This is a genomic window from Mycobacterium sp. NGS62 (genome assembly GCF_059812285.1).
In genome coordinates, this window is sequence record NZ_JCALCK010000010.1 from 1 (window position 1) to 25412 (window position 25412).

22 protein-coding genes are annotated in these 25412 nt (G+C 67.2%); 5 read left to right on the forward strand and 17 right to left on the reverse strand.

The genetic code is table 11. The features are described from left to right. Positions 1–200 precede the first annotated feature (200 nt). Both tyrS and AC5Y49_RS19450 read right to left on the reverse strand, forming a co-directional pair. Complete coding sequence (tyrS, locus tag AC5Y49_RS19445) at positions 201–1490, reverse strand: tyrosine--tRNA ligase (protein ID WP_499889964.1); 1290 nt, start codon at positions 1488–1490, stop codon at positions 201–203. A gap of 23 nt (positions 1491–1513) precedes the next feature. Beyond that, on the reverse strand, positions 1514–2125 hold the full coding sequence (locus tag AC5Y49_RS19450; RefSeq protein WP_499889965.1) for a DNA-3-methyladenine glycosylase: 612 nt from the start codon (positions 2123–2125) through the stop codon (positions 1514–1516). Between the two features lie 58 nt (positions 2126–2183). On the opposite strand from AC5Y49_RS19450, the gene AC5Y49_RS19455 reads away from it, so the two are divergent. From AC5Y49_RS19455 to AC5Y49_RS19465, 3 genes are read left to right on the forward strand one after another with little or no spacing between them, the layout of a single operon-like run. After that, a complete protein-coding gene (locus tag AC5Y49_RS19455; protein ID WP_499889967.1) occupies positions 2184–2948 on the forward strand; it encodes an ABC transporter ATP-binding protein in 765 nt (254 codons plus the stop codon). After that, positions 2882–3712, forward strand: coding sequence for an ABC transporter permease (locus tag AC5Y49_RS19460; RefSeq protein ID WP_499889972.1), 831 nt, complete (start codon positions 2882–2884; stop codon positions 3710–3712). The genes AC5Y49_RS19455 and AC5Y49_RS19460 overlap by 67 nt, the downstream gene beginning before the upstream one ends. A 4-nt stretch (positions 3713–3716) precedes the next feature. After that, on the forward strand, positions 3717–4337 hold the full coding sequence (locus AC5Y49_RS19465) for a TetR/AcrR family transcriptional regulator (protein ID WP_499889974.1): 621 nt from the start codon (positions 3717–3719) through the stop codon (positions 4335–4337). Here the strand turns inward: AC5Y49_RS19465 and AC5Y49_RS19470 are convergent. Beyond that, positions 4303–4515: a Trm112 family protein gene (locus tag AC5Y49_RS19470; RefSeq protein ID WP_499889976.1), complete on the reverse strand. Its 213-nt coding sequence runs from the start codon at positions 4513–4515 to the stop codon at positions 4303–4305. The two genes, AC5Y49_RS19465 and AC5Y49_RS19470, sit on opposite strands and share 35 nt — an antisense overlap. Next, complete coding sequence (locus AC5Y49_RS19475; protein ID WP_499889978.1) at positions 4512–7496, reverse strand: acyl-CoA synthetase; 2985 nt, start codon at positions 7494–7496, stop codon at positions 4512–4514. Before AC5Y49_RS19475 ends, AC5Y49_RS19470 begins: the two co-directional genes overlap by 4 nt. Before the next feature lie 87 nt (positions 7497–7583). Here AC5Y49_RS19475 and AC5Y49_RS19480 point away from each other — a divergent pair, with 87 nt between their 5' ends. Next, positions 7584–9347 (forward strand): ABC-F family ATP-binding cassette domain-containing protein, encoded by a 1764-nt coding sequence (locus AC5Y49_RS19480; protein WP_499889980.1) that lies wholly within the window; start codon positions 7584–7586, stop codon positions 9345–9347. On the opposite strand, the gene argH is transcribed toward AC5Y49_RS19480, so the two are convergent. The 12 genes from argH to AC5Y49_RS19540 form a co-directional block, all read right to left on the reverse strand. After that, positions 9344–10750, reverse strand: coding sequence for an argininosuccinate lyase (argH, locus tag AC5Y49_RS19485; protein WP_499889982.1), 1407 nt, complete (start codon positions 10748–10750; stop codon positions 9344–9346). The two genes, AC5Y49_RS19480 and argH, sit on opposite strands and share 4 nt — an antisense overlap. A gap of 85 nt (positions 10751–10835) precedes the next feature. Further along, positions 10836–12032 carry an argininosuccinate synthase gene (locus tag AC5Y49_RS19490; RefSeq protein ID WP_499889984.1) on the reverse strand — a complete coding sequence of 399 codons (1197 nt, stop codon included), beginning with the start codon at positions 12030–12032 and terminating at the stop codon, positions 10836–10838. 17 nt (positions 12033–12049) lie between these two features. After that, the gene (locus AC5Y49_RS19495) at positions 12050–12544 is read right to left on the reverse strand and encodes an arginine repressor (RefSeq protein WP_499889986.1); all 495 of its coding nucleotides are present in this window, start codon (positions 12542–12544) and stop codon (positions 12050–12052) included. Continuing rightward, the gene (argF, locus tag AC5Y49_RS19500; protein ID WP_499889987.1) at positions 12541–13467 is read right to left on the reverse strand and encodes an ornithine carbamoyltransferase; all 927 of its coding nucleotides are present in this window, start codon (positions 13465–13467) and stop codon (positions 12541–12543) included. Before argF ends, AC5Y49_RS19495 begins: the two co-directional genes overlap by 4 nt. Next, on the reverse strand, positions 13464–14654 hold the full coding sequence (locus tag AC5Y49_RS19505; RefSeq protein ID WP_499890242.1) for an acetylornithine transaminase: 1191 nt from the start codon (positions 14652–14654) through the stop codon (positions 13464–13466). Before AC5Y49_RS19505 ends, argF begins: the two co-directional genes overlap by 4 nt. 44 nt (positions 14655–14698) lie before the next feature. Beyond that, positions 14699–15580, reverse strand: coding sequence for an acetylglutamate kinase (gene argB / locus AC5Y49_RS19510; protein WP_499889990.1), 882 nt, complete (start codon positions 15578–15580; stop codon positions 14699–14701). Continuing rightward, positions 15577–16791, reverse strand: a complete 1215-nt coding sequence (argJ, locus tag AC5Y49_RS19515; protein WP_499889992.1) for a bifunctional glutamate N-acetyltransferase/amino-acid acetyltransferase ArgJ — start codon at positions 16789–16791, stop codon at positions 15577–15579. Before argJ ends, argB begins: the two co-directional genes overlap by 4 nt. Then, the gene (gene argC / locus AC5Y49_RS19520) at positions 16788–17825 is read right to left on the reverse strand and encodes an N-acetyl-gamma-glutamyl-phosphate reductase (RefSeq protein ID WP_499889994.1); all 1038 of its coding nucleotides are present in this window, start codon (positions 17823–17825) and stop codon (positions 16788–16790) included. Before argC ends, argJ begins: the two co-directional genes overlap by 4 nt. Before the next feature lie 132 nt (positions 17826–17957). Further along, positions 17958–20444: a phenylalanine--tRNA ligase subunit beta gene (pheT, locus tag AC5Y49_RS19525; RefSeq protein WP_499889995.1), complete on the reverse strand. Its 2487-nt coding sequence runs from the start codon at positions 20442–20444 to the stop codon at positions 17958–17960. Further along, entirely contained in the window at positions 20444–21487 is a 1044-nt protein-coding gene (gene pheS / locus AC5Y49_RS19530) for a phenylalanine--tRNA ligase subunit alpha (RefSeq protein ID WP_499889997.1), read from the reverse strand. The genes pheT and pheS overlap by 1 nt, the downstream gene beginning before the upstream one ends. A gap of 135 nt (positions 21488–21622) precedes the next feature. After that, positions 21623–22408 carry a rhomboid-like protein gene (locus tag AC5Y49_RS19535; protein ID WP_499889999.1) on the reverse strand — a complete coding sequence of 262 codons (786 nt, stop codon included), beginning with the start codon at positions 22406–22408 and terminating at the stop codon, positions 21623–21625. 9 nt (positions 22409–22417) lie between these two features. Then, positions 22418–23344 (reverse strand): adenylate/guanylate cyclase domain-containing protein, encoded by a 927-nt coding sequence (locus AC5Y49_RS19540; protein ID WP_499890001.1) that lies wholly within the window; start codon positions 23342–23344, stop codon positions 22418–22420. 204 nt (positions 23345–23548) lie between these two features. Between AC5Y49_RS19540 and AC5Y49_RS19545 the strand changes: the two genes are divergently transcribed. Further along, positions 23549–24628: an oxygenase MpaB family protein gene (locus AC5Y49_RS19545; protein WP_499890003.1), complete on the forward strand. Its 1080-nt coding sequence runs from the start codon at positions 23549–23551 to the stop codon at positions 24626–24628. Here the strand turns inward: AC5Y49_RS19545 and AC5Y49_RS19550 are convergent, their stop codons facing one another. Next, positions 24629–25399, reverse strand: a complete 771-nt coding sequence (locus AC5Y49_RS19550) for a TrmH family RNA methyltransferase (RefSeq protein WP_499890005.1) — start codon at positions 25397–25399, stop codon at positions 24629–24631. Positions 25400–25412: the final 13 nt, after the last annotated feature.

A 25412-nucleotide genomic window follows, 5' to 3' on the forward strand; every position in this document is an offset into this window, starting at 1 on the left:
GCATCCCTGCGGCCGCGCAACTAACCCGCGACCATGGCCGCGAATCGATAGAGCGGACTAGGTGAACGTCCTCAACAGTGGAGGTATTCTCCTGGGATGCCGCGTTGCGGGCTAGCCGCAGCGCGAACCCACAAGTTACGCGAGGGCAAACCGAGAGTCAAATCCCCTGCTAGTTCTTGGCTTTCGGCTCGTAGTGGTCATCAAATGCGCTCCACGCCGGCGATATTTCGCTTGCCGCGCCGCAGCACCAGCCACCGGCCGTGCAGGAAGTCGGCCGGCTGCGGCGCCCAGGCCTCATCGTCGACCTTGGTGTTGTTGACCGAGACGCCGCCTTCGGCGATTGTGCGCCGCGCTGCGCCCTTGCTTGGGCATAAGCCGCTGGCGACCAGCAGCTCGACAATTCCGTCCGGCGTGCCGGGTTTCAACTCCGCCACCGGGGTTTCGCGCAGCGCGGCCGTCAAGGTGTTTTCGTCGAGGCGCGCCAGGTCCCCGCGACCGAACAACGCCCGGCTGGCGTGTTCGACGGCATCGGCCGCTCCCTCGCCGTGCACCAGCGTGGTGAGTTCGCGCGCCAATCGCCGTTGCGCCGTGCGGTCCTGCGGCCGGGACTGGGTGGCCTTGTCCAGCTCGGCCAGTTCCTGGGCTGACAGGAAGGTGAACCAGCGCAGGTAGCGGATGACGTCGGCGTCGGCAGTGTTGACGAAGTACTGGTACCACGCGTACGGCGTCGTCATCTCCGGGTCCAGCCACACGTTGCCGCCGCCGGTCGACTTGCCGAATTTCGTGCCGTCGGCAGTAGTCACCAGCGGCACGGTCAGTGCGTGCACGCTCGCGCTCAGCTTCTGACGCACCAGCCGCACTCCGGAGATGATGTTGCCCCACTGGTCGGAGCCACCGATCTGCAGCACGCAATGATGACGTCGGTACAGCTCGACGTAGTCGTTGGCCTGCAACAGCATGTAGCTGAATTCGGTGTAAGAGATGCCGTCGCCCTCCAGCCGCCGCCGAATGGTGTCGCGGTCCAGCATCACGTTGACCGAGAAATGCTTGCCGATGTCACGCAGCAGCTCGATCGCCGACATGGCGGTCGTCCACTCGAGGTTGTTTTCGACGATGGCGCCCGTCGGTGAATTGTCGAAGTCGACAAAGCGTTCCAGTTGCCCGCGGATCCGCTCGGTCCATTCCACGACCGTGTCGGCGGTGTTGAGTACCCGTTCGCCGCTATCCCGGGGATCGCCGATCAGGCCGGTGGCGCCCCCGGCCAAGACGATGGGACGGTGCCCGGCCCGTTGAAAGCGTCGCAGCGCCAGCAGCGGCACCAGGTGCCCGGCGTGCAGACTCGGCGCAGTCGGATCGAATCCGGCGTACAGCGTGATCGGTCCCCGGGCTGCCTCGGCGGCCAGCGCATCGAGATCAGTGGATTGGGCGATCAGCTCGCGCCAGCTCAGCTCGTCCAGGATGCTCAATGACCGAGAAGGTTCAGGAGCCATGGGTAGATCTTCCAGGATCGTGGCTAGTCGCTGGCCCCAGGGGCGGGCGCGCGTGGACTGCGCCGGTACGCCGAAACTTCGGGTCGGCCCTGTAGCCACAGTCGCCAGGGCCGGTCGGCGGCCTTACTGACTCCGACCCGGGGTCCGCTGGCCGAGTCGAGCGCGTCGTTGAGCCGCAGCGTCACTGGACTGTCGCCGTCAAACAAATCGAGCCCGTTGTCGTCCATCGTGATTCCGAGGGCCGAACACAGATTTCCCGGTCCCCGGGCCAGCGCCACGTCGCGCACCGCCTCGCCGCGGCGCAACTGCGCGACGTCCAGACCGCCATCGACCGCTGCCGCCCTGAGCAGCACAGCGGCGGCTGTTCCGGCGGGGCCGCAGGCGACGTTGGCGCACACGTGGATGCCATGACTGCGATAGGTGTAAAGCCGCCCGGCGGGGCCGAACATCACCGCGTTGCGGCCACTGATGCCACGGTAGGAATGCGCTGCGGCATCCGGCCACGGTCCGTCGGGAACGCCGCCATACGCCTCGACCTCGACGATCGTCGCGCTGACGCCGCGGCCCAACAGCGTGGCGCCCAACAGTCGGTGGGCCGCTGCGACAGGGTCGACAGTCAGTTGGTCAGCGCTCACCGGACAGATTCTGCCCAAGTCCTTGACAGGCGGGCCCACAGGGGCGGATATTCATCATATGATGACTTCATCAAATGATGAATTACCTACCGAAGGTGTGGGCACCGCCGTCGACTTCCGGCATCTACGGGTGATTCGTGGCAAACACGCAGCGCTGCACGACTTTTCAGTGCAGATCGCCCGCGGCAGCATCACCGGGCTGCTGGGACCGTCCGGTTGCGGCAAAACCACACTCATGCGCTGCATCGTCGGCACTCAGATCGTGACGTCGGGCACCGTGCGGGTGCTCGGGAAGCCGGCGGGATCGGGTGCACTGCGCCGGCGCGTCGGCTACATGCCCCAAGACCCCACCATCTACGACGACCTGCGAATCATCGACAACGTCCGCTACTTCGCGGCGCTGTACGGATTCGACCACCAGGCCGCCGATGCCGCCATCGACCGAGTGGGGCTGAGGGATCACCGCACCGCCTACTGCGGAAACCTTTCCGGCGGTCAACGCACCCGGGCATCGTTGGCCTGCGCATTGGTGTGCCGACCGGAGCTGCTGGTCCTCGACGAGCCCACCGTTGGTCTGGATCCGGTGTTGCGGGCAGATCTGTGGGAGCAGTTCACCGACCTCGCCCGGTCCGGGACCACGCTGCTGGTCTCCAGCCATGTCATGGACGAAGCCGACCATTGCGGTGACCTGTTGCTGATGCGCGAAGGCCGGTTAGTCGCCCACACCACTCCGACCCAGCTACGAGAGGACACCGCATGCACGTCACTGGAGGACGCGTTTCTGTCCATCATCAGACGCAGCACCGTGCGCCAAGCCGGGTAGGGCCGGCCGGTTTTCTGCAGGCCTATCGCGCCACTACGGCGCGGATTCTGCGGCAACTGGTTGCCGATCGCCGCAGCGTCGCGATGATCTTGTTGGTGCCGGTTCTGGTCATCACGCTGATGTACTTCATGTTCGAAGACACTCCGCATGCGCCGGGCGCCCCGACGCCGTTCAACAACGCCTGCTTGATTCTGCTGGGCCTCTTCCCACTCTTCTTGATGTTCATCATCACCTCGATAACGATGCAGCGCGAACGTGCCTCGGGAACGTTGGAGCGCATCCTGACGACGCCGCTGCGCCGCCTCGACCTGCTGATCGCCTACGGGACCGCGTTCTCGGTTGCTGCGGCGATCCAAGCGGTTTTAGCGTGCATCGTGTCGTTTTGGTTTCTCGGCTTCGATACCGCGGGCAACCCCGGATGGGTGTTCCTGATCGCGATTGTCAACGCGGTGTTGGGCGTCGGCCTGGGCCTGCTCTGTAGTGCGTTCGCCCGCACCGAATTTCAGGCTGTGCAGTTCATACCGCTGGTGATGGTGCCGCAGCTGCTGCTGGCCGGCATCATCGTCCCCCGAGCGCTCATGGCGACATGGCTGGAATGGATCAGCAATGTGCTGCCGGCCAGCTACGCCCTGGAGGCACTGCAGCAGGTCGGAACGCACCCCGAGCTGACCGGTGTCGCGGTGCGAGACATTCTCGTCGTGTTGGGCTTTGCGTTGGCGGCGCTGTGCCTGGCCGCCGCGACGTTGCGTCGTCGGACGACGTAATCCAGTGGCCACCAACGTGAGTCGAAGGCGGCCCGGCCGCCCCCGGGGCGGATCCGACAATCGGGAGCGCATCTTGTCCAGCGCCCGGGAATTGTTTGCCCGCAACGGCTTCGACAAGACGTCCATCCGCGCGGTGGCCGCAGCAGCCGACGTGGATTCGGCGCTGGTGCATCACTATTACGGGACGAAGGAGCAGTTGTTCACCGCCGCGATCGACCTGCCGTTTGATCCGCTGACCGTCATCGGCCCGCTGCGTGAAACGCCCGTCGAACAACTCGGCTACACACTGCCGTCGCTGCTGTTGCCATTGTGGGATTCCGAGCTCGGCAACGGCATGATCGCGACAGTTCGCTCGTTGCTGTCCGGCGCCGACATCGGGCTGGTGCGGTCATTTCTGCGCGAAGTGATCATCGAAGAGATCGCCGCGCGGGTAGACGATCCGCCAGGGTCCGGAATCATCCGGGCCGAGTTCGTGGCGTCACAGGTTGCCGGCGTGTTGATGGCCCGCTACATCGTGGAGCTGCAGCCGTTCGCGTCGTTGCCCGTCGAGCAGATCGCCGAAACCATCGCGCCCAATCTGCAGCGTTATCTCACCGGGGATCTTCCGCGGCAGCCCGCGCCATGAGCCGGGCATGCTCGTCGTCGCCGACATCGGTCGCTTCGTCGATCAGCAGCACCGGGATGTCGTCTTCGATCCGGTAGGCACGACGCAACCGCGGGTTGTAGAGCAGCTGGTCGATCAACAGCAGCGGACCGCGATCGGCCGGGCAGACCAGAATGTCCAGCAGCGTCTGGTCGATCACTCGTGGCCGCCCGCGATCTCGGTTCGCACCGACCCGGTCAACCGCCGGAACTGGTCGGCGGCCGAGTCGAAATACCACGCATGGCGGCTCGGTTTGGGGATGCCGGCGGCACGCAACGGGCTGACCGTGGGGCGGTAGCTGGCGCTGAGCGTCATTTCGGGTACGACGTGCACGATGTCGGGACCGGGCCCGTGCTCCATGGCGGCGATCGTCTCGGTCAGGTCGGCCGCGGTGATCGTCGCACCCGGTCGCAGTGTTACCGCCGAGACCGCGACGAACTGACCGCCCACCGGCACCCCGTAGGTCACCGCGAGGTCAACTGCCGGAATGAGTCCGAGGGCGTCGGTGATCGGCTCGCAGAAAACCATGCCTCGCGCGGTGCGAATCACTGAGCCGCGCCGTCCCACCAACCAGTAGTCCCCGTCGCTGTCGCGACGGAACAGATACTCGGTGGAGATCCAGGTGTCAGCCGGAGCGAAGACACCACGTTTGACCGATGCGGTGGGGTCGATCGGTCCGCGCGGCTGGGCCAGCAGCACACCGACTTCGTCGGTGCCGGCGACCTGTACGAACCCCTCGTCGTTCTCCAGGATGAGGTCATGCTCGGCGTCGTAGGCGCCAAGCTCGACGCGGCCGACGCCCGGCAGCGGCCGGCCCTTGCTGCCGACCTTGGCGCCGGACACGTTGGCCAGCACCGCCTGTCCGTCGGTGGTGGCGAAGAACTCGACGACGTGTGCGGGCGCGAATGCGTCGACGATGCGGCACCAGAGCCCGGTCGGCATACCGGAACCGATGAACAACCGCACCGGATGATTGCCGTGCAGCACGAAACCCGGGTCGTCGATGACGTCGCGGAGCATGGCCCACGTGTAGGACACCACGGTCACGCCGTATTGGCGCACCTCGGCGATGAACCGGTCCGATTGCAGCCCGCGCGACAGTGCGATGCGGGCACCGCCGACCACCGCTCCGCCCAGGCTCACCAGTAGTCCGGACTCGTGGTGCAGCGGTGTCAGGCAGTACACGGTGTCGCTGCGGCTGAGCGCGGCGGTCGAGGCGGTACCGAATGCCGACAACGCCCAGCGATAGTTGGTGATCTGCTTGGCGGCCAGTTCGCCGCCGGCCGAGCTGAACGCGATGAACGCCAGATCCCGCGCAAAGCCGGGATCGGGCCGATACCAGCCGGGCAACTCGACGGCGTCGGGATCGATCTGCTCCATGTCGATGACACCTGCATCCTCGGGCAGATGCAGATCGCGTGCTTCACCGCCGCCGAGAACGAGGATCTGGCCGGGCAATTGGCGCGCGGTCTCCAGGTGAGTGGGATCGGTGATGATCTCGGTTACTCCCCCGATCCGGACCGCCGCGGCCAAGTCGGTGTCAGGGTGCATCAGCACCGCGACCGCGCCCAGCCGAGACAACGCGGCGATCGCGACCAACGCGCTGGGCCGGGTCTCCATCAGCACACCGACGTGTTCGCCCTGGCGCACCCCAACTTCGATGAGGCCGCGCACGACGTTGTCGATGCGGCGATTCACCGCTTCGTAGGTGTGAACGCGGCCATCGAAGAGCAAGAATTCGCCCTGTGGCGCGTCGCGCGCCTGCTCGCCGATGATCCTGCCCAGCGAGATCCGGGTGTGGTCGTTGATCTGCCCCAGCCGAACCAGTCGGGGCAACGTGCGGACGGTTTCCACCGCCAGCGTGCGCACCGATTTGTTGGCCGCCACGACCGCGTCGGCGGCACCGCGTGCCAGCGCCAGCGCCACCTCGGAAGCCTCACCGATGCCGTGTGCCACCCGGGAGCTGATTGCCACGCCGCTGTCGGTGCGCTCGACGGGCTGGTCGGCCATCGGTGCGATGCTGTCCGGTTTGCCGGAATGTCCGGAAATCCACCGCACCCACTCAGCGACGGTCGGCCAACTTTGTTCGGCGGCCTTGGATCCGACCACCAAGCCGAAGTGACCCGCGCGCAGGGTGTACTCGTACACCTCGGCATTGGGCGCCGCGCGCCGGATGCCGCGCACCGCGGGCGGCTGCCCGATGTCGTCGACCTCTCCGACGAAGGCCAGTACCGGGCAGGTGATGTCCGTCAGCGTCACGAGCTGCCCGTTGATGGCGAAACCGCCAGTCATCATCCGGTTGTGTGCAATGAACTGCTTGAGCAACTCGGAGACCGCCGGCCCCGACCACGCGATCCAGCCCTCGGACTCCAAGAATCTGCGTTGGGCTTCACGCGGCAGCAATGCCTCACGATCATGGAGCTGGCGCACGAAGTCTAGCCGGGCTTTGGCCGTCTTGAGCGGATCCATCATCTGAAAACCGGTGCGGGCCAACCAACTTGGGATATCGAGCCGGTTGAAGACGTGGTCTGCCATGAAGTTGGCGGTGGCTTGGGCCAAGTTGGGCGGGACACCCATCGGCAGCGCGGCCAGGGTGTCCACCGGAGAACCGAACGCCACGATGCTGGCAACGTTCTTCGACCGGCGATAGGCCGCGGCCTGGTAGCAGAACATCCCGCCTTGCGAATAGCCGACCAGGTGCACATCTTGGCCGGTGGTCTCCGCGGTCGTGTCGACCGCCTCGCTCAGTGCGACGATGTGGTCGGCGAGGGTGCGGCGCATGCCGCCCTCGACCTTGTCCGGTGAGCCGAAGTCGATGACCCAGGGATCCAGGCCAGCGGCGTGCAGGATGCCCACCGCACCCTCGGCCCTGGTGACGTCCCACATATTCGCCGACATCATCATCGGATGCACCAGCAACACCGGCGGACCCGCGGGAGGCTGCCCTGGCCGGTTGTCTGGCGGGAAATACCGACGGAGCTTGTACATCGGCACGCTCTCGACGACCTGGAACGGCGACGGAACCGTCCCGGTCTCCAGACCGCCGAGCCGCAAGACCTCCAGGCCGTTCTGGGCCGTGGCCATCAGGCGCTCGACCGGTCGGGTGACCGGTCGCGTGACCGCTGAGAAATTCAAATCCACCGCTACTCCCGTGATTGCCTGCACATTCTGGCACATCGTCAGGGCCGCGCCCGCAGCTTTGGGGCTGTTACAGCTAGTCTCGGGCCGATGGCGCACCTGCTGGGAGCCGAGACCGTGCACCTGGAATTTCCGACTCAGGTGGTCTTCGAGTCGCTGACGGTGGGAGTGAGCGACGGCGACCGTATCGGCATCGTGGGACGCAACGGGGATGGCAAATCCACCCTGCTGGGATTGCTGACCGGGCAGCTGCTTCCGGACTCCGGCCGGGTCACCCAACGCAGCGGGCTGCGAGTCGGTGCGCTGAGCCAGGCCGACACGCTCGACCCCGGTGGCACCGTCGGCACGACGCTGGTCGGTGACCGACCCGAACACGAGTGGGCCGGCGATGCCCGAGTGCGTGACGTGATCGGCGGCCTGGTGTCCGACATCGATTGGGGTGCAACGATTGCCACACTGTCGGGCGGGCAGCGACGGCGGGTGCAACTGGCCGCGCTGCTGGTCGGTGAGTGGGATGTCATCGCGCTGGATGAGCCCACCAATCACCTTGACATCGAAGGCATCACCTGGCTGGCCGGCCATCTGGGTCAGCGCTGGGTCCGCAACACCGGCGGGTTGCTGCTGGTGACCCACGACCGCTGGTTTCTCGACGAGGTAGCCACCACGACGTGGGAAGTGCACGACGCAACGGTCGAGCCGTTCGAGGGCGGTTACGCCGCCTACGTACTGCAGCGCGTCGAGCGGGACCGCCGCGCCGCCGTCGCCGAGGCCAAGCGGCAGAACCTGATGCGCAAAGAATTGGCCTGGCTGCGCCGCGGTGCGCCGGCGCGCACGTCGAAGCCCAAATTCCGCATCGACGCCGCCAACCAGTTGATCGCCGACGTGCCGCCGCTGCGCGACACCGTCGAGTTGGCCAAGCTGGCAACCGCTCGGCTGGGCAAGGACGTGATCGATCTGCTCGACGTGTCGGTGTCCTTCGACGGACGATCGGTACTGCGCGATATCGAATGGCGGATCGGCCCCGGTGAACGCAGCGGCATCGTCGGCGCCAATGGCGCCGGAAAGTCCACCCTGTTGGGCCTCATCGCCGGCACGGTTTTGCCTACTGCAGGAAAGGTCAAGCGCGGCAAGACGGTTCAGTTGGGGATACTCGATCAGCAGGGCGATGCCCTGGCACCGCTGGTGGGCGAGCGGGTGGCCGATGTGCTGGGCAAGCTGCGCAGCGGCTACCAGGTTGACGGTCGCGAAGTCAGCCCGACGCAGCTGCTGGAACGGCTGGGTTTCGGTCGTGATCAATTGTCCGCCCGCGTCGGTGAGCTCTCCGGCGGGCAGCGCCGGCGGCTGCAGTTGATGCTCACGTTGCTGGCCGAGCCGAACGTGCTGCTGCTCGACGAACCCACTAACGACGTGGACACCGACATGTTGGCGGCCACCGAGGATCTGCTCGATTCGTGGCCGGGAACGCTGATCGTCGTCTCCCATGACCGGTATCTGCTCGAGCGGGTCACTGATCAGCAGTATGCGATCTTGGATGGCCGGCTACGGCACCTGCCCGGCGGCGTCGAGGAATATTTACAACTGGCCAATGTGGCTGAACGTCCGGCACCTGCCACTCGAAAATCGACGGGCGGCGCCGAATTACGCGCTATGCAGAAGGAAATCGCGGCAATCGACCGCAGTCTCGCGCGGCTGGCGGAGCGGATCACCGGCAAACACGTCGAACTGGCCGAGCATGACCAGGCCGATCACGTCGGCTTGAGCCGGCTGACCCGGGAATTACGCGGGCTTGAAGACGAAGTCGCCGCGATGGAGAGCCGCTGGCTGGAGTTGTCCGAGTTGGTGGATGACAGCTAGAGACGCTGCCGCAGCCGGTCGGCGGTGTCACGAACCGCGTCGAGCTGCTTCGCGACCTGGATCGGCGCCGTTCCACCACGGGCGTCGCGCGAGGACACCGAACCCTGGATGGTGAGCACCTCGCGAACTTGTGGAGTCAATTCGGGGCTGATCGCGGCCAGCTCGTCATCGGTCAACGCTTCCAGCCCGACACCACGCCGCTCGGCGGCCTGTACCGCCGCGCCGGCCGCCTCGTGGGCCACTCGGAACGGAACGCCTTGGCGCACCAGCCATTCGGCGATATCGGTGGCCAGCGTGTAGCCGGCCGGGGCCAACGCCGCCATCCGCTCGACATCGAATGTCAGGCTGCCGACCAGGCCCGCCATCGCCGGCAGCAGCAGCTCCAGCTGCGCTACCGAGTCGAACACCGGCTCCTTGTCCTCCTGCAGGTCGCGGTTGTAGGCCAACGGCTGCGCCTTCAGGGTTGCCAACAATCCGGCCACGTTGCCGATCAACCGGCCGGATTTGCCGCGGGCCAACTCGGCGATGTCAGGGTTCTTCTTCTGCGGCATGATCGAGCTGCCGGTCGACCATGAGTCGTGCAGCGTGACGTAACCGAATTCTGTTGAGCTCCAGATGATGATGTCCTCGGCGAGCCGCGAGAGGTCGACGGCGATCATCGCGAACACGAAGGCGGCCTCGGCAGCGAAATCCCGTGCTGCCGTGCCGTCGATGGAGTTGTCGACGGCAGCGGCGAAACCCAGCTCGTCGGCGATGGCATCCGGATCGAGCCCCAGCGACGAGCCGGCCAGTGCTCCAGACCCGTACGGCGACACCGAGGTGCGCTTGTCGAGGTCGACGATCCGGTCCACGTCGCGTAACAACGGATGGGCGTGGGCGAGCAGGTGGTGAGCCAGCAGGATCGGCTGGGCCGACTGCAGATGCGTTTTGCCCGGCATGATCGCGTTCGGGTGCGCGGCCGCTTGGGCGGCCAGGGCGTTGACGACGTCGAGCGCGCCCGCGGCGACCCGACCGGCGGCATCGCGCAGCCACATCCGAAACAGCGTGGCTACCTGATCGTTTCGCGATCGTCCGGCGCGCAGTCGGCCGCCCAGTTCGGGGCCTACCCGCTCGATCAGGCCGCGCTCCAGGGCGGCATGCACGTCCTCGTCGTTGGGCAGCGGGCCGAAGCTGGCGTCGGCCACGTCTTGGGCGAGGCTGTCCAGCCCGGCCAGCAGCCCATCGCGCTGGTCGTCGGTGAGCAGGCCGGCCCGAAAAAGCACCCGGGTATGCGCCCGCGACGCGGCAAGGTCGTAGGGCGCCAGCACCCAGTCGAAGTGGGTGGATCGGCTCAACGCCGCCAGCGCGTCGGACGGGCCGTCGGCAAACCGCCCGCCCCACAGCGATCCCTGGTTGGTGCTCATCGGACCGTCACCTTTGGCGCGAGCGTGCGTAAACCCGGCGACGCTCCGCATGCCACTTGGGACACGCACGCTCGCGGAAAGGGGGTCACCCCAGGTCCCGGCGGGCGGCGATCTTGGACGACAACCCGTGCACGTACACGAAACCCTTCGCTTTGGACTGGTCGAAGCTGTCGCCCTCGTCGTAGGTGGCCAGGTTGAAGTCATAGAGTGACTGCGCGCTGCGTCGGCCATTGACCGCAATGTGCCCGCCGTGCAACACCATTCGGACCTCACCGGTCACGTGCTGCTGCGTGGTGGCGACAAAACTCTCCAGCGCCGTCTTCAACGGTGAATACCACAATCCGTCGTAGACGAGTTCGGCCCAGCGCTGGTCGGTGTGCCGCTTGAACCGCCCGAGCTCGCGCTCGAGCGTGACGTGCTCGAGCTCGGTGTGGGCGGTGATGAGCACCATCGCGCCTGGGGCTTCGTAGATTTCGCGGCTCTTGATTCCGACCAGCCGGTCCTCGACGACGTCGAGCCGCCCGACGCCCTGGGCACCGGCGCGGGTGTTGAGTTCCTCGATGGCCTGCAGCATCGACACCGGCTTGCCGTCGATGGACACCGGCACGCCGCGTTCGAACCCGACGATGACCTCGTCGGGGGTGTTCCAGTTGAGGGTGGGATCTTCGGTGTAGTCGTAGACGTCTTTGGTGGGCGCGTTCCACAAATGCTCGAGGAAGCCGGTTTCCACCGCCCGGCCCCAAACGTTCTGGTCGATGGAAAACGGCGACCGCTTGGTGACGTTGATCGGGATGGCGTTCTCTTCGGCGAAGGCGATGGCCTTCTCCCGTGTCCAGGCATAGTCACGAACCGGCGCCAGCACCTCCAGATCCGGTGCCAGCGAAGCGAACCCGACCTCAAAGCGCACCTGGTCGTTGCCTTTGCCGGTGCACCCGTGCGCGACGATGCTGCCGCCGTGCTCGCGCGCGGCGGTGACCAGGTGCTTGACGATCAGCGGCCGGCTGATCGCCGAGACCAGCGGATAGCGATCCATGTAGAGCGCGTTCGACTGGATGGTGGGCAGACAGTAGCCCTCGGCGAACTCGTCGCGGGCGTCGACGACGACCGCTTCCACCGCCCCGCAGTCCAGTGCGCGTTGGCGCACCACCTCCATGTCCTCGCCGCCCTGACCCAGGTCTATCGCGACCGCGACAACCTCCCGGCCGGTCTCCTTGCCGATCCAGCTGATCGCCACGGAGGTGTCCAAACCGCCGGAATACGCCAAGATGACGCGCTCGGACATGAACCAATCTCCTTATATCACTTGAGGTTTTCGATAACGGTGGCCAGCTCAGCGCCAGTCATCGGTTCGCGTGCGGCCACAAAGATAGTGTCGTCGCCGGCGATGGTGCCGACGACGTAGGGTAGCGCCGCCCGGTCGATGGCGCTGGCCAGGTAGTCCGCCGCCCCGGGCGGGGTGCGCAGTACCGCGAGGTTTCCGGTGGCGTCGGTCGACACCAGCAGCTCGCTCAGCAGCCGCGACAGCCGCCCGGTGCCGCCGGACACCCCGCGTAGCGGGCTGCCGTCCTCGGGCACCATGTAGGCGCCGACGCCGCCGTCGGCGCCGCGCAGCTTCACCGCACCAAGCTCTTCCAAGTCACGCGACAACGTGGCCTGGGTGACCTCGATTCCCTCGGCGGCCAGCAGCCCGGCCAGCTCGCCTTGGCTGCGCACCGGAGCTGACGACAGGATCGCCACGATGCGGGCCTGCCGCCCGGCGCGGGTGACGTCAGCTGCCGCTTTTGACCGGGTCATCGCGACTGCTCCAGCAGCCACACCAGCAGCGCCTTCTGCGCATGCAACCGGTTCTCGGCCTCGTCCCATACCGCGCTGTGGGGTCCGTCCATCACCTCGTCGGTGATCTCCTCGCCGCGGTGCGCCGGAAGGCAATGCAGCACAACGGCCTCGGGGTCGGCGAGGCTGACCAGGCCGGCGTTGACCTGGTACGGCCGGAACGGCTGCACTCGATCGAGCCCGTCGTCTTCCTGCCCCATCGATGTCCAGGTGTCGGTGACCAGCACGTCGGCGCCAGTCGCTGCCGCGTCGGCATCCGCGGTGACGGACACCGATGCGCCGGTGACCACCGCACGCTGCGCGGCGGCGGTCAGTACCGCCTTGTCGGGCGCGAACGTCGAAGGAGCGGCGATCGTCACGTGCATGCCCGCGGTGACGCCGCCAAGGATCAGCGAGTGGGCCATGTTGTTGGCGCCGTCGCCGAAGTAGGACATCTTCAGGCCGCGCAGCGCGCCCTTCCGCTCGGCGATGGTCTGCAAATCGGCCAGCACCTGGCAGGGATGGAACTGGTCGGAAAGCGCGTTGACGATCGGCACCGTCGCCGTCGCGGCCATCGCGGTCAGCCGGTCCTGTCCGAAGGTTCGCCACACGATCGCATCGACATAGCGGGACAGCACTTTTGCGGTGTCTCCCAACGTCTCGTCGCGGCCCAACTGGGTGCTGCGCCCGTCGACGACGACGGCGTGCCCGCCCAGCTGCGCGATCCCCATCTCGAACGAGAACCGGGTACGAGTGGAGTTTTTGTCGAAGATGACCGCCACTCCCCGCGGTCCTTCCAGGGGGCGGCGGCTCAGCGGATCCTTCTTCAACTCGGCCGCCAACTCGAGCACTTCGGTCTGCTCGTGCGGCGACAGGTCGTCGTCGCGCAGGAAATGCCGGGTCATAAGCTTCCCCCGGCGCTGTCCAGAATGCCCGGTAACGCGGTGACGAAGGTGTCGAGCTGATGCTCGGTGATGATCAACGGCGGAGCCAGCCGGATGACGTCGGATGCCGCGGCGTTCACCAGGAAACCGCCTGCGCGCGCAGCCATCTCGACGTCTTTTGCGCTGGGTGCGGTCAGCACGATTCCGCACAGCAGGCCGCGGCCGCGGACATGGTCGATCAGCGGGTGGTCAAGCGATTCGATGCCGTGGCGCAGCGACTTTCCGAGCACATCAGCTCGCCGCACCAGGTCGTCGGCAGCCAGCACGCGCAGCACCGCCAGTGCCGCCGCGGCGCAGATCGGGTTGCCGCCGAACGTACTGCCGTGCAGACCCGGGGTGAGTAACTCTGCGGCCGGCCCGACAGCCAGACACGCCCCAATCGGCAGCCCGCCGCCAAGCCCCTTGGCCAGCGTGACCACATCGGGGCTGATGCCGTCGTGCTGGTGGGCGAAGAACACGCCGGTGCGGCCCATCCCGGTTTGCACCTCGTCGAGCACCAACAGTGCACCATGTTGTGCGGTAATGTCCCGGGCCGCAACAAGATAGCCGTCAGGTGGGACAACGACACCGCTCTCCCCCATGATCGGCTCCAAAAACACTGCCGCGGTGTCGTCGGTGACCGCTGCGGCCAGCGCGTCGGTGTCGCCGTACGGCACGTGCGAGACGTCACCGGGCAGCGGCTCAAACGGCGCCCGCTTGGTCGGCTGGCCGGTCAGCGCCAGCGAGCCCATCGTGCGGCCATGGAAGGCCTGGTGGGCGGCAACCAGTTTCGTACGCCCGGTGAGCCGCGACAGCTTGAACGCCAGCTCGTTGGCCTCGGTACCGGAGTTGCAGAAGAACACCCGGGCCTCGGCGCCCAACAGTTCGACCAATGCCTCGGCCAGCGCGATGCCGGGCTCGGCGGCATACAGGTTGGAAGTGTGGCCGAGCGTGGACATCTGCCGGTTGACGGCATCGATGACGGCCGGATGGCAGTGCCCGAGGATGTTGACGGCGATCCCGCCGAGCAGGTCCAGATACGAGTTGCCGTCCACGTCGGTGACAACCGCGCCGTCGCCGCTGGCCAATGCGACGGGCGGGACACCGTAGTTGTTCATCATCACCGCCGACCACCGCTGCTGGATGGTTTCAGTGCGTGGCGATCGCAAGCTCGGCGATGCCGAGCGCAGCGGGTCGCCACCATGTGATTCGGTCACGCGCTCACCACCTTGGTGCCGGTACCGGCATCGGTGAACAACTCCACCAACACGCAGTGCTCGACGCGGCCGTCGATGACATGTGCGCTGGGCACGCCGCCGGCGACGGCGCGCAGGCAGGCTTCGACTTTCGGGATCATGCCGGTCTCCAGCGCGGGCAGCAGTTGCCCCAGTGTTGCCGTGTCGATTTCGCTGACCAGTGAAGTGCGGTCGGGCCAACGGGTGTACAGCCCTTCGACGTCGGTGAGCATCAGCAGCTTTTCGGCTCCCAGCGCTTCGGCCAGCGCCGCCGCAGCGGTGTCGGCGTTGATGTTGTGCACGACGCCGTCGGTGTCCGGCGCCAGCGTCGACACCACCGGAATACGCCGGGCCGCAATGAGATCCAGCACCGCGGCGGTGTTGACGCGGTCGACATTGCCGACCAGTCCGATATCGGTGGCCACCCCGTCGACGGTGACGCTGCGCCGCACCGCGGTGAACAGCTGCGCATCCTCGCCGGTGATCCCGACCGCGTAGGGCCCGTGGGCGTTGATCAGGTTGACCAGTTCCCGACCCACCTGCCCGAACAGCACCATGCGCGCGACATCGAGCACTTCAGGTGTGGTGACCCGGAATCCGCCCTTGAAATCCCCGGGAACTCCGAGCCGCCGCAGCATGGCAGTGATCTGCGGGCCGCCGCCATGCACGACGACGGGATGGATACCGCAGTTACGCAGAAATGCCATATCCGCGGCAAACGCATGCTTGAGCGTCTCGTCGGTCATCGCGTTGCCGCCGTATTTGATGACGACGATCTTGCCGTGCAGTTGTTTGAGCCAGGGCAGGGCTTCGGCCAGCACCTGCGCTTTGACCAGGGTGGGTAGCTCGCTGGTCGTCATGAGCTGTAGGCCGAATTCTCGTCGACGTAGCCATGTGACAAGTCGGTGGTGCGGATGGTGGCGGTGGCGTCGCCGGCGCCGAGGTCGACGTCGAGATTGATGTCGGCGCCTGAAAGATCGACCTCACGCGCGCCGGGCATCCCGGCGCCGTCCGTGAACACTGCCGAGCCATTGAACGACACGGTGATCCGGTTCGGGTCGATGGTGAACGGCGCCATGCCCACGGCGGCGAGCACCCTTCCCCAGTTCGGGTCAGAGCCGAACAGCGCCGTCTTGACCAGGCTGTCACGGGCGATCAGCCGGGCGGCGGTGAGCGCGTCGTCGTCGCTGGCGGCACCGGTCACCGTCACGGTGATGCGCTTGGTCACGCCTTCGGCGTCGGCCTGCAGCTGGGCGCACAGGTCGTCGCAGACCCGCAGCACCGCATCGTCGAGATCGGCTTGGCTCGGCGCGATTTCGCTTGCGCCGGAAGCCAGCAGCAGCACGGTGTCATTGGTCGAGCAAGTGCCGTCGATGTCGAGACGGTCAAAGGTGATCGCGGTGGCGCGGCGCAGCGCCTGGTCGAGCGCTGCCGGTTCGGCCACCGCGTCGGTGGTGAGCACACACAGCATGGTGGCCAACGACGGAGCCAGCATCCCGGCGCCCTTGGCCATCCCGCCGATGGTCCAGTTGCTTTTATGGTGCAGTGCCACCTGTTTGGGCACGGTGTCGGTGGTCATGATGGCGCGAGCTGCTTCGTCGCCGCCGGTCAGTCCGCCGGCCATCTCGTGCACGATCTCGGCGACACCGGTGAGCACCTTGTCCATCGGAAGTCGGTCGCCGATCAGCCCGGTGGAACAGACCGCGACCTCGATCGCCCCAGTTTCGGTGCCCCAGTCCGACAATGCGGCGGCGACGGCCTCGGCGGTCGCGTGAGTGTCTTGAAAACCGGCCGGTCCGGTGCAGGCGTTGGCACCGCCAGAGTTGAGGATCACCGCACGCAGCCGGCCGGTCGTCAGCACTTGCTGGGTCCACAGCACCGGGGCGGCTTTGACCTGATTGCGGGTAACCACGCCCGTCGCTGCATAGTCGGGGCCTTCGTTGAACACCAGCGCCAGGTCGGGGGCGCCGGATGCTTTGATGCCGGCGGCAATTCCGGTGGCGCGGAAGCCGGCCGGCGCGGTCACTCCCTGCGCGCGCACCAACCGTGTGGCGTCTGCGATGTCGGTCATGGCGCCATCCCAACCAGCGGAAGACCTTCTGACTCCGGCCAGCCCAATGCCAGGTTCATCGACTGCACCGCGGCGCCGCCGGTACCTTTGACCAGGTTGTCGATCGCGGCGATCGCAATGAACGTCCCGGCGTCCTCGTCGACCGCGACCGCGAGGTGCGCCGCGTTGCTGCCGATCACCGCCCCGGTGCGGGGCAGTTGCGCGTCGGGGAGCAGAAAAATGAAAGGCTCAGCGCCGTAAGCCTTTTCGTAGGCAGCCCGTAACTCCGAAACCGGCGCACGGGTGGGTGCGGTACACGTGGCCAGGATGCCCCGCGACGTGGGGATGAGCACCGGCGTGAACGACACCGTGACGTCACGGTCAGTCACCAACTTCAGGCCCTGCGCGATTTCCGGTGTATGCCGATGCGCACCGGCGATGCTGTAGGCGCGCGCCGAACCGATGACCTCCGACCCGAGTAGGTCGGTCTTGGCGGCCCGCCCGGCACCGGAGGTGCCGCTGACTGCGACCACGGTCACCGCGGGCTCGATGAGATCCTCGGCCACCGCGGGCAACAGCGCCAGCAATGCGGCCGTCGGATAGCAGCCGGGTACCGCGATCCGGCGGGTAGCCCGCAGTTGGTCGCGCGCCCCGGGCAGCTCGGGCAGTCCGTACGGCCAGCTGCCGGCATGTGTGGACCCGTAGAACCGCTGCCAGGCGTCGGCGTCGGTGAGCCGAAAATCTGCGCCACAGTCCACCAGCAGCGTTTCGGAGCCGAGCTGTTCCGCCAGCGCGGCCGAATGTCCGTGCGGCAGCGCGAGGAAGACCACGTCGTGGCCTTGCAGTATCTCCGGCTCGGTCGGTTCCAGGAATCGCTGCGCCAGTGGCATCAGGTTTGGATGATGTTCGGCCAGCGTGCTGCCCGCGCTTGCCGCAGCGGTCAGAGCGCCGATGGTCAGCCGGCCATCGGAATAGGCTGGGTGTCCGAGCAGCAGCCGCAGGATCTCCCCGCCCGCGTAGCCGCTGGCACCGGCTACCGCCACCCGCATAGTCATGTCAGCATCCTTGCATGACTATGCATCGTGATGCAAATTCATTCCTGGGCTTCCGCGAGCGTGCGTGTTCCCGGGTTTCGCTCCGGAGTGTCGGCCGGGAACACGCACGCTCGCGGCAGAAGTAAGGGGCGCTTAACCCCGCAACACCGCACCGACCCGGTCGGCGGCGCATCGTACGGCGGCGTCGCGGGCGGAGCTGGCGTCGTCCTCGGTCAGCGTGCGGTCGGGGGCACGGAACCGCAGCGCAAACGTCAGCGATTTGCGGGCTTCGCCTAGTTGCGGGCCGGTGTAGACATCAAAGAGCCGGATGTCCTCCAAGAGCTCACCTGCGCCGTCGCGCAGCGCATCCATCACCGCCTGGGCGGCGACGTCGGTGTCGACCACCAGGCTGACATCCTGGAACACCGCTGGGAACGGCGATACCCGGGGCGCGGGCAGCGCCTCGACGATGGGCATCGCGTCGAGGTTCACCTCAACCGCGCAGGTGCCCTTCGGTAGGCCGGACCGCTCGATCACCGCCGGATGCAGTTGGCCGGCGTGGCCGATCACGGTCTCGCCGACCAGCACCTCGGCGCAGCGGCCCGGATGCCAGGGCAGATACTGAGCGGCTCGCAACACCACGTCGACACCGCTGACGCGGGCGATCACCCGAACCGCTTCGAACGCGTCGGCGGCCTCCACCGGCCGGCCGGCTCCCCACGGGCCACGCGGCTCCCGCAGCCCGGTCAGCACCGCGGCGACGTGCTGCGGCTGACGCGGCAGCGACGCGTCCAGCGCCGCGACCTCGGCAGCGGTGGGACGGCGGTCCACCGGGATGCGCGCCACGCCGTGGGGCTGCTCGGCCGACTGAGCCACCTGCGCGATGGCGTAGAGCGCAACATCGGCGATGCCCCGAGACACATTGCGCACCAACGCTTCCAGCAGGCCAGGCAGCAGGGTGGTGGCCAGGTGCGGCCGATCGAACTCCAGCGGGTTGAGCACCTGGGTGGTGGCACGCCGTGGGTCATCAACGGCTAGACCCCAGGCCTCGAACACTCCTGCGGACAGAAACGGTGTCGGAAGGATTTCGACGTAGCCGGACAGCGCCAGCGACTTGCCGACCGCGCGGCGCCGCTTTTGGGTGGCGGTGAGGCCGCGGCCCGCCGGCGCCGACGGCAGCACCGAAGGGATGGGCTCCAGGCCCTCCAACCGGAGTACCTCTTCAACCAGGTCGGCGGGTTGCAGCAGGTCGGGTCGCCAACTCGGCGGCGTCACGGTCACGACGTCGCCGTCGCCGGTCACCGTGGCGCCGATCTGCGTAAGACGCCGGGCGGTGGTGCCGTGCGGGTATCGGACGCCGGCGGTACGGTCCGGCAGGTCGGCGGCAATGCGGATCGGCGGCAACCGCCAGTCGTCGACAGGAGGGTCGCCGCGCCAGTCGGTCAATGTCGGGGCGACCGCGCCACCGGCGATCTCGGCGAGCAGCGTCGCGCAGCGGTCCAACGCCGCCACCGAGATGGCCGGGTCGACCGCACGTTCGTAGCGGCGGGCAGCCTCGCTGGGCAGGTGCAGCCGCCGTTGGGTACGCGAGACCGCCGCCGGATCCCAGACCGCGGCCTCGAGCAGCACCTCGGTCGAGTCGTCGCGCATCTCGGTGCTGCCCGATCCCATCACGCCGCCGATGGCCGCGGTCGCGACCTCGTCGACGATGAGCACATCAGCCGGATTGAGCTGGCGTTCGACATCGTCCAAGGTGGTCACGGTTTCGCCGGGCCGGGCGAATCGCACGTCGAAGCCACCGGTGACCCGCTTGCGATCGTGGGCGTGCATCGGATGGCCCAGTTCGAGCATCACGTAGTTGGTGGCATCTACGGCCGGCGAGATCGCCCGGATCCCGCACAGCAGCAGGCGCCGCTGCAGCCACCAGGGCGACGCCGCGGCGGGGTCGATGCCGGTCACTGGACGCAACGCGAATCGCCGCACCCCGGTCTCCGGTTGCACCGTCAGCGGCCACGCCTCTCCCTGGACGGGCAACGGCGCCACGTCGGCGGGGTCGACGAATTCGAGGTCGTAGGCGCAGGCGATTTCGCGGGCCAGGCCGCGCACCGACATGCCGTAGCCGCGGTCCGGGGTGATGGCCAAATGGAAGACGACATCGTCGAGACCAAGGACCGCAGCCCCGTCGGCTCCGGGCTCTGCGGTGTCCGGCGGAAGCACCAGGATACCGGAATGCTCCGCAGCCAAACCTAATTCAGCTGCCGAGCAGATCATTCCGTCAGAGGTGCGGCCGTAGGTCTTGCGCGCGGTGATCGTGAAGTCACCGGGCAAAACGGTGCCCGGTAGCGCCACCACCACCAGGTCACCAACGACGAAATTCGTTGCACCGCAGATGACATCGCGCGTCTGGCGCTCCCCCACGTCGACCTGGCAGGCGCGGATCGGCTTTTTGAATTCGGTGAGCTCTTCGATATCGGCCACCCGCCCCACCGTCAACGGGCCGCTGACCGGGCCGAGCGGAATCACCTCCTCGACCTCGTGGCCGATGCGGACCAGCGTCTCCTCGAGCTCGTCGGGCGGCACATCCCAATCCGGGGCGCCGAGGGCGACGGCTTCGCGCAGCCAGCTGTACGGGACGCGCATCAGGCCCCGACCCCGAACGGCAGCGAGAACCGCACGTCGCCCTCGACCATGTCGCGCATGTCGGGGATGCCGTTGCGAAACTGCAGGGTGCGCTCCAGCCCCATGCCGAATGCGAAGCCGGTGTATACCCCGGCGTCAATACCTGCGGCGCGCAAGACATTTGGGTTCACCATGCCGCAGCCGCCCCACTCCACCCAGCCCGGGCCACCTTTCTTGCCCGCGAACCACACGTCGACTTCCGCCGACGGCTCGGTGAAGGGAAAGAAGTGCGGGCGGATCCGGATGCGGGCGGACGGGCCGAACTCGGCTCGAGCGAACGCGTCCAGCGTCCCGCGCAGGTGGGCCATCGACAGCCCTCGATCCACCGCCAGGCCCTCCACCTGATGGAACACCGGTGTGTGAGTGGCGTCGAGTTCGTCGGTGCGGAAAGTGCGCCCGATCGAGATGACGTAGACCGGCAGTTCACGCTGTAGCAGCGTGCGCACCTGGACCGGCGAGGTATGGGTGCGCAGCAACTGCCGCGAGCCCTCCGGGGCGATGTAGAAGGTGTCTTGTTCGCTGCGCGCGGGATGGTCGGCGGGGAAGTTCAGTGCGTCGAAGTTGAACTGCTCGGTCTCGATTTCCGGTCCGTCGGCCAGTTCCCAGCCCATCGCGATGAAGGTGTCGGCGATGTGTTCGGCCAAAATCGTGATGGGATGGCGGGCGCCGGTCGGCTGGCGGGTCGACGGCAGTGTCACGTCGATTTGTTCGGCGACCAGCACCGCTGTATCCCGCTCGGCGCGCAGTTCTCCCAATCGCTCGTCGAAACTGCCCTGCGCTTCACCCCGTGCGCTGTTGACGCGCCGGCCGGCGTCCGCGCGGTTGGCTTTAGGAAGCGTGGCCAACGCTTGGCGGGCCTGCGCCAACGCCGACCGGTCACCGAGGTGCTCGGTTTTGGCGTGGGCCAGCGCATCGAGGTCGGTCGCCGCGGCAAAGGCCCGCCGTGCCGCGTTGACGGCTTCGGCCAACGCCTCCGGCGACAGGTCGACGGGCTGGTCACCCACGCGGCGACACTCTCCTTGGCTGGCGGTTCGCGGCACGAGTGTGACGCAAGTGCAAATCTTAGGTGATTGAGCGGCGCCAAGGATGGGGGCGTCGACACCTCCGGCGACGGTGTCGGGCGTGCTCGGAGTGCGGGGTCAGGCGGTGGACAACTCGGCCATCGGCAGCGGCCGGCGCAGCGTGCGGAGCCGGATGATCCCGTCTGCCGTCAGCGCGCCCAGGGCGCCCACACCGACACCGGCCAACACCGACCACGGGGTGTGCGCCAGCATCAAAAACCCGAAGGCGCCCCCGACGCTCAACAGCACATACCGCACCGGCGTCCACGGAGTCGGTCGCCCGAACCGGGTGGCGACCAGCATGCCCAGCACCAGTGCGACGGCGTGCCCGGCGTCGGTGAACTCGGCACCGACGGCCGCCGCCGCCACCGCGGCCGGCACCCACCAGCCGATCCACACCGGTCGCCAGCGCGCCGGCACGGCGCCGGTCAGCGCTCCCAGCACCGCGACGGCCCCGTAGCTCATGCCGACGTCACTGGCGTGCGAGATCGACATCGGCAACCAGCCGAGTTTGATCGCCGCAGTGATACCGGCCGCGACAAGCAGTGTCGCGCCGATGTGTCCGGTGACGAACACCACAGTCATCCGGGCGCTGTGCCAGATCAGCTCAGCCAGGGCGAGCAGGCATACCAGTCCGGGCAACCAGACGTAGATCGGCCCGGCATCGGTGACGAATGCGCTGCCGAACAGGGTGTCCAGGTGCCCGTGCGCCAGGTTGTGCACATTGGTGCTGGCGTTGCGAATGGCCTGCGCCTGCGCCTGCGGACCGAGAACCAGGAGTGCCGTGCTGACCGCTGTCAGAATCGCTGCGTAACCGACGGTGATCCGGACCCGGGCGAGCCGGGTGAACATATCGGCGATCATCGACATCTACTATGCCTCAGCATCGTCGTCTTCCGCTTCGTCGGTACCTGACAGGTCCCTGGCAGTTCTGAGTCGATAGAGGGCCAGTTCGGGAGGAAGCCCGGGCGTCTTGGCCGCGAACATCGATCGGTGGGTGCGTTTGGCCACCACTCCCAACTCGTCCAAATCACCCTGAGCGAGCTCGTCCAGGGTCGTGCCGGAGATCATGATGCCGCCCTTGGTCGCGCGTTCCATCACTCGGGCCGCGATGTTGACGTCGACGCCGAGCCAGTCGCCGGCCAGCCGCTGCGGACGCCCGGTGTGGATTCCGACCCGCATCCGCGGTCGATAGCCCGCCACGTCGACCGCCTTCACTGCCTGCACAGCAGCGCACACCGCGCCGACCGCGACGAGCGGATCGGCGAACACCGCCATGATGCCGTCGCCCATCCGTTTGACGATGTGCCCCCCGGCATCCAATAGCGGCGGCTCAACGGCGCGGGCCACCCGCCGCAACAGCATCAACGTCGCGTCGTCGCCGGCCTGCAACGACCACGACGAGAACCCCACCAGATCGGTGAACACCAACGTCACATCTGGGTTGGCCGGCCTGCGGGCAACCGCTTCGGTCAGCGCTTGCCACACCTGAAGCGCGCCGAGACCGACCTGACGCGACGCCCCGTCGCGGCCGCCGAGTAGCCGCCCCGCGGCCCGTGCCGCGGCGCGTGGACCGCCCTCCCCCGCGGTGGACAATGGATCGCCGAATTCAGGATCGCCGGGTAATGCGCGGCGGGCGCGCCGGATGAAGTCGACAACTCCCGCGCTTTGATTTCTGTCGCGCAGCCAATCCGCCGCTCCGTGTATCGATACCGGAGAGCGGTCTTTGGACGAAGGCGTGGCCGGCGTGGTCGCCGCTTGCTCGGGCTCGCCGGACGCCGAATCGGGCCCGAGGTCCACGGCGTCCAGCCTAGGTGCTGCCCAAAGAGCGCGGCAACGACCGTCGTAGTGGCGTCCGCCACCGTTGACGTCAAACCGCCTGATCACGCGCTTGCCTCAGCGCGGTCGACAGTCGGTAACACGTCGACGCGGCACACCGCGGAAATCGTAGACAACGTTTGTTGTCAACATTATCGTGGACTTATCAGCAGCCAGGAGGTCGCGATGACCACGACGAAATCGATACCGTCGGTCGAGCCCGCCCTCGTCACGCATAGCGACGATGCCGCCGCCAACGCCGAGCCCCTGGGCCCGGATTCGCTGACCTGGAAGTATTTCGGCGACCTGCGCACCGGGATGATGGGCGTGTGGATCGGCGCGATCCAGAACATGTATCCGGAGTTGGGCGCCGGCGTCGAGGAGCATTCGATCCTGCTGCGCGAACCACTGCAACGCGTTGCCCGCTCGGTGTATCCGATCATGGGCGTGGTCTACGACGGCGACCGAGCGCAGCACACCGGCGAGCAGATCAAGCAGTACCACCACACCATCAAGGGCGTCGACGCGTCTGGCCGCCGCTATCACGCGCTTAACCCGGAAACGTTCTATTGGGCACACGCGACGTTTTTCATGCTGGTGATCAAGGTGGCCGAATACTTCTGCGGCGGGCTGACCGAGGCCGAGAAGCGCCAACTGTTCGACGAGCATGTGCAGTGGTACCGGATGTACGGGATGAGCATGCGGCCGGTGCCCAAATCCTGGGAGGACTTCCAGGAATATTGGGAGCGCATGTGCCAGGACGAGCTGGAGATCAACCAGGCCACCCTGGACATCTTCCAAATCCGGATCCCCAAACCAAAATTCGTGCTGATGCCCACGCCGATCTGGGATCAGTTGTTCAGGCCGTTGACGGCCGGGCAGCGCTGGATAGCGGCCGGACTGTTCGACCCGGCGGTTCGGGAGAAGGCCGGCATGCGGTGGACGCCGGGCGACGAAGTGTTGTTGCGGCTCTTCGGCAAAGCAGTCGAGCTGGCGTTTCTGGCGGTGCCCGACGAGATCCGGTTGCATCCGCGCGCGTTGGCCGCCTACCGGCGAGCGGCGGGCCGGCTCCCCGCCGACGCCCCGCTGGTGGAGGCACCGGGTTTCATGGCGCCGCCACGTGATCGTCGCGGCATGCCGATGCACTACTTCCCGCCCCGCGCCCACCCCGCGAAGAACATCATTGAACGCGCCGGATCTTTGGTGCACACCACGTTCTCGTTGGCTGGTCTGCGACCCACGCGCAGCCGCGGTAGAGCCGCCTGATCAGCGCAGCGCCCGCGCGCTCTGGTAGAGGCAAATCGATGCGGCCGCAGCCACATTGAGGCTCTGCGCGCCGCCCGGCATGGGGATCTGTACGCGGTGGTGTGCCCGCTGCGCCACCTCCGCTGAAAGACCGTGCGATTCCGGCCCGAACAGCCACGCCGTAGGGCTGGCGAGGTCGGCGTCGTCGAGCGAGAGCTCGCCATCCAGCGTGGTCGCCAACACCTGCAAGCCGGCGGCCTGCAGCGACGCAACCGCGTTACCGGCATCGGGCGCCACCGCGACCGGGATGGAAAAGATGCTTCCAGCGGAGGCGCGCAGACACTTGCTGTTGTAGGGATCGACGCTGTGGCCGGCCAGGATCACCGCGGCGGCGCCCATCGCGTCAGCGACGCGAATCAAGGTGCCGGCGTTGCCCGGTTCGCTGATCTCGACGGCAACGACGACCAGTCGGGGCGCGCCAGTCAGCACGTCGTCGACGGTGACGGACGCCATCTCGCACACCGCCACCAAGCCAACCGGAGTCACCGTGTCCGACAACGCCTTTGCCGCGCGCTCAGTGACCAGATGAACCGGGGCATCCTGCGCGTCCAACAGTGCGGCGTGCCGTTGGGCGGCTGACTCGGTGACGAAGACGTCACGAGTCAGTCCGCGGCGAGACGCCGCCTCGACTAGGTTGGCGCCTTCGGCCAGAAACCGTCGGGACCGCCGCCGAGCGATATGCCGATGCAGTTTGACCGCCGTGACCACCCGGGTCGAGCGTTCGGTGAGCACCTGACTGCCGCGA

What these genes read in the sequence shown, in the direction of transcription:
- argJ (WP_499889992.1), bottom strand. Translation starts at nt 16,791, where the DNA reads ATGACCGACATCGCAGACGCCACACGGTTGGTGCGCGCGCAGGGAGTG.
- AC5Y49_RS19545 (WP_499890003.1), top strand. Translation starts at nt 23,549, where the DNA reads ATGACCACGACGAAATCGATACCGTCGGTCGAGCCCGCCCTCGTCACG.
- AC5Y49_RS19455 (WP_499889967.1), top strand. Translation starts at nt 2,184, where the DNA reads ATGATGACTTCATCAAATGATGAATTACCTACCGAAGGTGTGGGCACC.
- AC5Y49_RS19495 (WP_499889986.1), bottom strand. Translation starts at nt 12,544, where the DNA reads ATGACCCGGTCAAAAGCGGCAGCTGACGTCACCCGCGCCGGGCGGCAG.
- argC (WP_499889994.1), bottom strand. Translation starts at nt 17,825, where the DNA reads ATGACTATGCGGGTGGCGGTAGCCGGTGCCAGCGGCTACGCGGGCGGG.
- pheT (WP_499889995.1), bottom strand. Translation starts at nt 20,444, where the DNA reads ATGCGCGTCCCGTACAGCTGGCTGCGCGAAGCCGTCGCCCTCGGCGCC.
- AC5Y49_RS19490 (WP_499889984.1), bottom strand. Translation starts at nt 12,032, where the DNA reads ATGTCCGAGCGCGTCATCTTGGCGTATTCCGGCGGTTTGGACACCTCC.
- AC5Y49_RS19480 (WP_499889980.1), top strand. Translation starts at nt 7,584, where the DNA reads ATGGCGCACCTGCTGGGAGCCGAGACCGTGCACCTGGAATTTCCGACT.
- argF (WP_499889987.1), bottom strand. Translation starts at nt 13,467, where the DNA reads ATGACCCGGCATTTCCTGCGCGACGACGACCTGTCGCCGCACGAGCAG.
- tyrS (WP_499889964.1), bottom strand. Translation starts at nt 1,490, where the DNA reads ATGGCTCCTGAACCTTCTCGGTCATTGAGCATCCTGGACGAGCTGAGC.
- AC5Y49_RS19535 (WP_499889999.1), bottom strand. Translation starts at nt 22,408, where the DNA reads ATGATCGCCGATATGTTCACCCGGCTCGCCCGGGTCCGGATCACCGTC.
- argB (WP_499889990.1), bottom strand. Translation starts at nt 15,580, where the DNA reads ATGACGACCAGCGAGCTACCCACCCTGGTCAAAGCGCAGGTGCTGGCC.
- AC5Y49_RS19460 (WP_499889972.1), top strand. Translation starts at nt 2,882, where the DNA reads ATGCACGTCACTGGAGGACGCGTTTCTGTCCATCATCAGACGCAGCAC.
- argH (WP_499889982.1), bottom strand. Translation starts at nt 10,750, where the DNA reads ATGAGCACCAACCAGGGATCGCTGTGGGGCGGGCGGTTTGCCGACGGC.